Origin of the sequence: Microcoleus asticus IPMA8, from assembly GCF_013179805.1 — a bacterium.
Classification (GTDB): Bacteria; Cyanobacteriota; Cyanobacteriia; order Cyanobacteriales; family Microcoleaceae; genus Microcoleus; species Microcoleus asticus.
Map to the genome: position 1 here is coordinate 1 of NZ_SRRZ01000190.1, position 8682 is coordinate 8682.

Annotated in this window: 8 protein-coding genes and 2 pseudogenes; 5 read left to right on the plus strand and 5 right to left on the minus strand. The window is 41.3% G+C overall.

Features of this window, described 5'->3' with window-relative positions; genetic code table 11:
* Positions 1-78 precede the first annotated feature (78 nt).
* The 4 genes from E5S67_RS29850 to E5S67_RS29865 all read right to left on the minus strand — a co-directional run bounded on the left by E5S67_RS29850 (position 79) and on the right by E5S67_RS29865 (position 2930).
* Complete coding sequence (locus E5S67_RS29850) at positions 79-471, minus strand: transposase (RefSeq protein ID WP_216670804.1); 393 nt, start codon at positions 469-471, stop codon at positions 79-81.
* A gap of 398 nt (positions 472-869) precedes the next feature.
* Entirely contained in the window at positions 870-1046 is a 177-nt protein-coding gene (locus tag E5S67_RS29855) for a hypothetical protein (protein ID WP_172192790.1), read from the minus strand.
* Between the two features lie 364 nt (positions 1047-1410).
* Entirely contained in the window at positions 1411-2706 is a 1296-nt protein-coding gene (locus E5S67_RS29860; RefSeq protein WP_172192792.1) for a glycosyltransferase, read from the minus strand.
* A 74-nt stretch (positions 2707-2780) separates the two neighbouring features.
* A complete protein-coding gene (locus E5S67_RS29865) occupies positions 2781-2930 on the minus strand; it encodes a hypothetical protein (protein WP_172192794.1) in 150 nt (49 codons plus the stop codon).
* A gap of 342 nt (positions 2931-3272) precedes the next feature.
* Between E5S67_RS29865 and E5S67_RS33755 the strand changes: the two are divergent.
* Positions 3273-3764 (plus strand): annotated as a pseudogene (locus E5S67_RS33755) (tyrosine-type recombinase/integrase).
* A gap of 138 nt (positions 3765-3902) precedes the next feature.
* Positions 3903-5578: pseudogene (locus E5S67_RS29875) on the plus strand (IS1634 family transposase).
* Positions 5579-5907: 329 nt separating this feature from the next.
* Here the strand turns inward: E5S67_RS29875 and E5S67_RS29880 are convergent.
* Positions 5908-6105 (minus strand): transposase, encoded by a 198-nt coding sequence (locus E5S67_RS29880; protein ID WP_281363595.1) that lies wholly within the window; start codon positions 6103-6105, stop codon positions 5908-5910.
* A gap of 62 nt (positions 6106-6167) precedes the next feature.
* Between E5S67_RS29880 and E5S67_RS29885 the strand changes: the two genes are divergently transcribed.
* The 3 genes from E5S67_RS29885 (at position 6168) to E5S67_RS29895 (ending at position 8489) form a co-directional block, all read left to right on the plus strand.
* Positions 6168-6425 (plus strand): helix-turn-helix domain-containing protein, encoded by a 258-nt coding sequence (locus tag E5S67_RS29885; protein WP_172192798.1) that lies wholly within the window; start codon positions 6168-6170, stop codon positions 6423-6425.
* 414 nt (positions 6426-6839) lie between these two features.
* Positions 6840-7133, plus strand: coding sequence for a transposase (locus E5S67_RS29890; protein WP_172192800.1), 294 nt, complete (start codon positions 6840-6842; stop codon positions 7131-7133).
* Between the two features lie 1068 nt (positions 7134-8201).
* A complete protein-coding gene (locus E5S67_RS29895) occupies positions 8202-8489 on the plus strand; it encodes a hypothetical protein (protein WP_172192802.1) in 288 nt (95 codons plus the stop codon).
* Positions 8490-8682: the final 193 nt, after the last annotated feature.

Genomic DNA, 8682 nt, shown 5'->3' on the forward strand with positions numbered 1-8682 from the left:
TTTTCTTTTTCACCCTCATTCTCTCCTGGCGCGGTGGCTCTAGTTCTTCTTTGGCCACCGTTCTCATCTTTGGTTAGTCTAAACTACAGTTAAAACTAACCCGAGTAAATCCACACTTAGATGGCGTTTGCGTCCGTGTATCTTTTTACCTGCATCATCACCGACATCCAGGGAGATCATGGTTGCTATTTCCACCGACTGGCTATCAACTGCTGCTTCTGATGGACTCGGGTCACGCCCTGCACTCACCCTAACCCACTGGTAAAGTTTGTCATGCACCTGTAGCCAAGTCCCATCTTTTTGCCATTGCCGAAAATAACTATAAACTGTAGACCAAGCCGGAAAATCTCCTGGTAATGCCCGCCAAGTGCATCCCTGGCAAAGTACATAGAGAATGGCATTAACGACGGCAAATAAAGCTACTGTACGTGGACGACGACCAGGCGCAAGCTTCTGGAAACTCTTGTGCAATCAATTCCCACTGTTCCCAAGTAAGATTGCTAGGATATGCTTTAGTCGTTCGCTCACAAGGTGCTGGTATCTTCAATTTCAGCTTAAGCTTTGTGAGCTTTTTTACCACAGCCCCCACTTTTCAAACATCCTCTAAAAATGGAAACGACCGCGTATCAACCGCTAGATGTCTTTTAATACCATTGGTTGATTTGTAAAAACAATAACATGAGCGATGCAATACTGGCATTACAGGTATTTTTAACTGCCTGTGAATCGATCATCATCAATGTAGTCCACTTCGGTTTTTTTTACTTGCAATCGGACGCTCGAATGTAAGACCCTCATCAACTCTTCAAGCACACCTTGAGAGCGCCACTGTTTGTAATGCCAATATACGGTTGAGTAGGGAGGTAAATCTAATGGTCGCGTCTGCGCAATTGCAACCATTCTTGAGTCGGTCGGGCGATGCCATTTAAAATTTCTCTTTGAGTCCAGTTAGGGGGTCGAGTTTTCTTTTTTAGCGGCAATATTTGAGAGAGTAAGGGTGACAAAACTTCCCATTCAGCATCTGTGAGATTAGTAGAGTACGGCATCGCCAGAGAGAGTGTTTTGATGGTAATTTTACATCAACGAGCGTCAGCGGGGACAATCAACTTGAAAACCTTTCCAGGCTAAGCTTTAAACCCCAAAACCTCAACAAACAGCTCACAGCAGGCAATCGACTGCTATGAGCCCGCCGGCTGTGAGTAGATCGCCGGCTATGAGTAGATCACCTGCTGCGGGGATCATCAAAAGATCTCAAATGGGTTCTATACTCGACCCGATACCAGAAAGTTTGCCGCAAATACTGCATTACTGCATCGGTTGGGGGTATTTCTTATTAATACCGGCGGCTCTTTTAAGGTCGCCAATAGCTCGGAGATAAAGAGAATTTGGTGTACTACCGGGTTTTTTGGGTTAGCGAACGCCAGCTTTAACAGGCTGACCCGTAGAAACTGCTTGTTCGATAATATCCGCAGCGCGAGTCACACCGCCTGCAAGACGAATAGTATCTTGTAACCGGAGGGCATTCTGTTTGTAAGAATCCCCTGCTAACACGAGACGGATAACATCGCGCAACCGAGGAACGTTTAGGCGTACCAGAGGTACGACCTCACCTGCACCAGTTCTGGCGATACGACTCGCGATACCGGGCTGTTCGTTAGTAATAGGAACAGCCACAAGAGGGACGCCGCTGCTTAAAGCTGCCAAAGTAGTATTCATCCCAGCGTGAGTAATAACTAGAGCTGCTTTTTCGATTAACTGTTGGTGAGGAGCGTAGGGAACCACTAAAGGTGAACCCGGTAAATCGAGAGCGAAATCTTGGATATTAGGGTTTCCTAGAGATATGACTATTTGTGCGCCGTTCCCCAAACAAGCCTCGGCAATAATTTGAAAAATTTCCCATTTGCGATTTTGCAAAGTTCCCAGAGAAGCATAAATCAAACGTTGCCCCGTCAATTTTTCAAAAGGAAAAGGAATAGAGGAGAAAGATACAGGTTCTAAACCAGAGGGGTCTTTCAAAGGGCCAACATAATGAAACCACTGGGGCAATTCTTTTCTAGGAAAATCAAACTCTGGGGGCAATTGGCAGATTTGAGCGAGGGGAGAGTAAAAATCCTTCATGCTAGAGTAAGGCGCTAACTTCCATAGAATGCGTTGGCGGTTGATAAGTTCTCGGATTGGTTGGGTAAGGCGATTTATAAAGAAATTACCTACTTGATTTCGCAGGCGCGCCGGCAGTGCAGGGCTATAACTCCAGCCAGTGGAGAAAGGGGGAACACCGGGTTCCCGGTTAACCAACAGAGCATTGCAAATAGTAACAAAGGGAAGATTTAAGCAATCAGCAACAGTGCTTCCTGCTGTTGTTATTTGATCTACTAACAACGCTTCTACACCAGCGCTTTTTAGTGCTTGTGGAAGTTCTCGCAATAACATCACAGTTTCTTTTTCTATCCAACTGATAGTAAACTTAAATGCAAGGAGACCGCTCATTTCTCCTAACTGTTTATAATTTTGTTCTAGGCTGCCGAGCGGGAATTCCGTCTCACCAATAGTCTCAAAGTTTAAACCAGAGTTTATGACTTTGGAACGGATATCGGGAATGCTGAAGAGAGTCACTTGATGGTTTCGTCTTTGTAATTCTCGCCCCAGGGCGCACATGGGGTTAAGATGTCCGATGGCTGACGGACAAATAATAGCGAAGTGGGTCATATTGCTTGGTTGGATTTAGTAGTTGATGAAGAAGTTTTTTTGAGGGCTAAAGTCCCAGACGAGCGAAGACATTATTAATTATCAATTATCCTCGTTGTTTCGGTTAACAATTCTGGCATCATCCCCTGTTCGATGGCTTGGGTTTGGGCGCGGCATTTTTCTCGCAGCGGCGATTTCGGTATCCATGTCAAAGAGGAGCTGGGAGAAAAGCGCATTATTGGCATTTGCCTCTACCCAGCAGGCTTCTGTGATCCTGCCACCAGCGTAGATGTTGGCGATATTTACTCCTGTCAGCTTGGGTGAGTATCTTGGCTTGTCCGTGTCTTTCTAGCTCGCTCTAATGCGGGATAGACCCGATACCAGAAAGTTTGCTCGCCACAATTACTGCATTACTGCATCGGTCGGGAGTATTTCTTAATGCGGTAGTCCAGCTCTGGATGACGGGCGTAGAATACAGCATCCGCCGCTTGGTTCAAGACGGGACTGGACAAAATTAGCCCGTTCCTTCGCTGACCGTCATACAGCGCGATCGCACAAATTCGTCTGGGAAGCGTGATTATGTTTTGTTGCGCCTGCTGTGGGGTAATGCTTTGAGACGAAACGACATTAGTCAGTTGAGTGTTCGTGATTTTGACCCAACCAGTAAGACTTTGCGGATTAGAGGTAAGGGACGCGACACGAGCGTCGGAATTAGTGGACTTGGGACAGCGACGGTTCAAGCGCTCGCTGATTGGCTGGAAGTTAAACCAATTCGAGCCGGGGAAACTGACCCCTTATTCACAGCGCTTGATTAGGTTAATCCGGGACATCGGTTAATCAACGACGGTATCCGCAAGATTGTTGTCCGCCACAGCGAATATGCTGGTATTAAAAAACAGATGTCTCCTCACCGCATCCGACACTCACCTATTACGGCAGCCCTGGATGTGGCGGATGGGAATGTGCGGAAGGTTCAGAAACTCAGCAGGCACAGAAAGCTTGACACTCTCATGATATATGACGGCAACCGGGGGCGCGACCAGCAAGACGTTACCGAATTGCTCGATGGGATGTTTTGAGTCCACATTCCGCAGATATTTAGACAAATTTAATAGTTTTAAATTTGAAGGCATAAAGCCATGAAATCAACATATAGCAACGGTCTCAAGTATTGCCAAAAGTATATAATAGAGTCGGGAACACAGGTGTAAAAAATCATGAATCAGCCCCCAGTCGAAATAAAAGTCCTCAACATAGATCATTTAGGAATAATAGCCGGAATTATTGATGAAATCGAACTGGTAGAATTGGTGAATAAACAAATCGGTATCAAAGGAAAAGAAATTCTAACTCCAGGACAAGTAATGAAAGCAATGATTTTGAATGGATTAGGATTTTTGAGCGCCCCTTTATACTTATTTGAACAATTTTTTGTCGGGAAAGCAACAGAACATCTGATTGGAGAAGGAGTATTACCATCACATTTAAATGATGACCGATTAGCCAGAGCATTGACAAATATTATGCAGCAGGCACAACACAACTATTTACAACGATCGCTATAAAAGCTGCCGAAAAATTTCAAGTAAAAATGAATAGCATTCATTTGGATGGAACTTCAATGTATGTACATGGGGAGTACGCAAAGCCGTCAGAAAAAGGAGTCAATTCAGTCAAGATTGAGTCAGAAGTGAAAATTCAAGAATCTGAGCAGGAATCAGACATAAAAACCATAGAACTCAAACATGGATATTCGAGGGATCATCGACCAGACCTCAAGCAATTTATTGTTGACATGATTTGTACAGGAGACGGAGATGTACCATTATATTTAAAAATAGATTCAGGAAATATCGATGACAAAAGTGTGTTTGTAGACCGATTAAAAGAATTCAAAAACTTCTGGACTTTTGAATAGGTAAATGTAGCAGATAGTGCCTTATATACCAAAGATAATCTCATCGCTATGAGAGAAATGAAATGGATAACTAGAGTTCCTTTAACTATAAAAACAGCTCAGGATAAAATATTAAATATCGAAGCTCACCAATGGACAGACAGTGAAATATCAGGATATAAAATGGTCGAAAAAGAAAGTGATTATGGAGAAGTCAAGCAAAGATGGTTAATCGTAGAAAGTGAAGCGAGGAAAAAATCAAGTATTGAACAAGTAAACAAGCAAGTAGAAAAACAAAAAGAAAAAGCATCAACCTCTCTACGCAAGCTATCCCAGCAAAATTTTGCTTGTGAGCCCGATGCTAAAATGGCGCTCGAAAAATTATCAAATTCATTCAAATATCATAAAATAAACAATATTCAATATCAAAAAACCGCCGAATATGAGCAATCATGTAGACCCAGTAAATTGGCAATGCCCACTCAAATAAATTATCGAGTAACAGGTGAATTAGACGCTAAATTAGAAGTAATTGAAGCTGAAAAAACTCAAGCAGGCAGATTTATTTTAGCAACAAATATTATCGACAAGAATGAATTGAGTAATGAGAGCGTACTCAAAGAATACAAAGCCCAACAATCTACAGAAAGAGGATTTAGATTCCTGAAAGATCCGTTGTTTTTTACTTCAAGTGTCTTCGTGAAAAATCCTCAGAGAGTAGAAGCAATTGCCATGATAATGGGACTGTGTCTGTTGGTCTATACCCTAGCACAAAGAAAGCTAAGACAAGAATTAGAATCCTCAGGAATTTCGGTCAAGAATCAGGTGAAAAAATTAACAAATAAACCGACTATGCGCTGGATATTTCAGGTATTTCAGGCAGTACATTTGATAACAGTCAATGGACACAAGCAAGTGAGCAATTTAACGGTAGAACATCGAAAAATTCTCTGTTGTTTAGGAACTGTCTGTCGTCAATATTATCTGATTATTTAATCAAGGGAATTTGAAGTCAAATTTAGATACTTGTCAAGCAATAAATTTTGACAAACATAATAATTATTATGGTCGCAAAAACTCTGGATTATTGGAATATATTGTCCGATAAACTGAGTAAATTATTGTTACTGAAAACAACCGGGATGCAACTTGAGATATTGTCTACTAATTTTCAGAAAAACTAGAAATTAAAGTTAAAAAAGTTAGACTAAAAAAAGTTTGATGGTTTTGATTTTTCAAAAATACCAGTAAGATGAATCGCATCTGCGGAATGTGGGTTTGAGAAAAAAAATCCCCAACTTTCGATTAGTTAAAGTTTAATAGGATTAAAATAGGCAAGAGTATGGAGATAAACAAATAACACTCGCACCTACAGCTTGAATCATCGGTACAATAAATGCTATTTTATGAGCGGGTAAATTATCCATCACTATTACCGCTCCTGCCCACAATTGAGGACATAAAAATTTCTCAATAAACACGGCAAATGCCTGTCCATCCATTGACTCATACCAGTTTTCCAAAATAGTGCTACAGTTAGTAGGTGTCCTTTTTGTGAATTAGTACCCAAATATAAGGAATAAAAATGTCAGGAGTTGTCAAAATTGAAATTCTGGAAACAGAAGAAGAACTGAAAGCTTTTCTGAGGAAAGAGAAAGATGTGACTTGCTACGAAAAACTGCAAGTTCTGTATTGGCTCAAGACCAAAACTGTAGAAACCGTATTATCTGCTGCTGTGCGGTTAGGAAAACATCGTACCACAATACAAAGATGGTTGTCTAGCTATCGAGCGGGGGGAATAGAAAAATTATTATTCCAGAAACCACGTTCGGTTCGACCTTGAATAATGAATCCAGAAACTGTAGAGAGATTATCAAACCAATTGCAAGAACCAGAAGGATTTAGTAGCTACAAAGAAGTACATCAATGGTTGACAAGTTGCTGTGAAGTAAAAGTGGCATATCGAACAGTACATCAGTGGACAAGATATCGACGATGGAGGAAAATTAAAGGTGCCGCGTCCCGTGAGCGAAAAACAGAAAAAAGGTGCAGTAGCAGAATAAAAAAAAACTGCCATCCTTAGTAAAAGCCAGTCGCTCGTCAAAGTGAGGGCTTTTTAAAGCAATGGCATAAAATTCGATATTGGAGCCAAGACGAAAGTCGAATGGGGCTACACACAATGTTCATTGAAGGAAATTAACTGGCAAAGGCATTAAGCCTCACGGAGCAGTGCTTTCTTGACTTTATATATCTGTGGTTGTATGGAGTAGTAGAACCTCAAACAGGAGAGGAATTTTTTTATGAGTTTACGCATCGAAACACAGTGTGTTTTGAGAAGTTTTTGGAGCTATTTGCCACCGCTTATCCAGATGATTTGCATATAATTCAACTAGACAATGGAGGATTTCATAGTTCATTAACCCTAAGTATACCAGAAAACGTGATTTTACTGTTTCAACTGGCTTATAGTCCGGAAGTGAATCCAATAGAAAGGCTGTGGGGATATATCAAGGAAGAATTGAAATGGTTGAGATTTGATGGTATAGAATAATTGAGAGAGACAGTGCAAAAATAGTTAAAAAAGCTGACTAACGAAATAATTGCTTCTTTTAGAAAGGCTGTGGGGATATATCAAGGAAGAATTGAAATGGTTGAGATTTGATGGTATAGAATAATTGAGAGAGACAGTGCAAAAATAGTTAAAAAAGCTGACTAACGAAATAATTGCTTCTTTGACGGGATATCCATTCATATTAGATGGTTTATCTGTAGCAGGAATTTAGGAAAATAGTATTATTCATGGTCATTAATGCCAACACTTTGTTAATACTAATGGCGCCAATTGCGGTAACTTTTGCAGCTCGATAAAATGGTTTAAGTTCGGTTACTCTTGTTCCCAGTTGTGAACGAGCATGAGTTCAGTTCAAACGAGCGTAAAATCCCGGTTTCATCCAAAAATACGAGGTTTTCTGGCTCGATGTGTTTAATTTTTCCCCAATACTCCAATCTTAAATTTTGGACTCTTTCTGTCGCGGCTTGGTTACTGTAACAAGTTTTTTTTGCGAATTAATCCTAATTTCTGCAACCAGCGACACATTGCCGACCGACTTACCCAATTTCCGGTCTTGTGTGCAAATAATTCACACAATTCTACCTACATTAGCATCTGGATGATCTGCCACCAGTGCTTTGACCTCTTCTTCCGCATTCGTCAGATGACTGAATAGGGGTTTTCCTCTCTGTTTGGGCTGTAAATCTCCCTTGGTTTGTTCTTGCTCGTGCCTGTTTTTGGACTAGACTTTTACGCTCCAGCAAACCTGGTGGCTACTTTCCTGGCTTGACATCTTTTCTGCCAAATGTGCCTTCACTATTTTTTGTCGGAGATCGACGGAATATGCTTTCATTAGCTTTGACTACAACAATTATGTTTGATTGTACCTCATAACAGCGGAAAATGCTGTAAATTCCGTGCGATCGCGGATGGCAGTGCTGCAGAAATAGGGGAAAATGATAGATAGGTTAAATAAGAATGAGCGAAATAAACAAGGTCGCTGGCAGTTTCAGAAGCTCTGAATCCAATGCTGTATCTACCCCTAAAGTCGCTTTTGGAGGACGCAATATGTTGGTTTCTTTAAGGGAAACGACTCGCGCCTTGGAATACGCAAATTCCCCATCCAAAAGCTTTGTATTCAAGGACTCCAGCATCAATGAAGGTGGATATTTTGTTTCCAGAATCTTGGCTGGGGAATCTGACTGCATCAAGAAAATTACCTCGGCACTTCAAAAATATGCCTCTATCCTTAGAGAAATTGACCAAGTTCGCGCAACTTCTGACGGCCGCTCGAACCAACTGCAATTAGGCTCTGTTATCCTCAGTTCAGATTACCTCGATCCATACAAAAGTTAATTGCCAAAATCGCATAGTTATCAAATAAGCTTGATGAGATAACTCCGGGGTGTATCTACTAATAATGCCCTTAATGGAGTCTCCAATATGAGTTCTACATTTGCTCAAGTTAACTCACAATCTTCTTTTGAAAAACTGCCACTGCGCTCCTTAGTCTTCATTGATTCCGGCGTGGAAGATTACGAGTCAATTG

Coding starts and splice junctions, on each gene's coding strand:
- E5S67_RS29855 (WP_172192790.1), bottom strand. CDS start 1,046: ATGCCGTACTCTACTAATCTCACAGATGCTGAATGGGAAGTTTTGTCA.
- E5S67_RS29860 (WP_172192792.1), bottom strand. CDS start 2,706: ATGACCCACTTCGCTATTATTTGTCCGTCAGCCATCGGACATCTTAAC.
- E5S67_RS29865 (WP_172192794.1), bottom strand. CDS start 2,930: ATGCCAATAATGCGCTTTTCTCCCAGCTCCTCTTTGACATGGATACCG.
- E5S67_RS29885 (WP_172192798.1), top strand. CDS start 6,168: ATGTCAGGAGTTGTCAAAATTGAAATTCTGGAAACAGAAGAAGAACTG.
- E5S67_RS29895 (WP_172192802.1), top strand. CDS start 8,202: ATGTTGGTTTCTTTAAGGGAAACGACTCGCGCCTTGGAATACGCAAAT.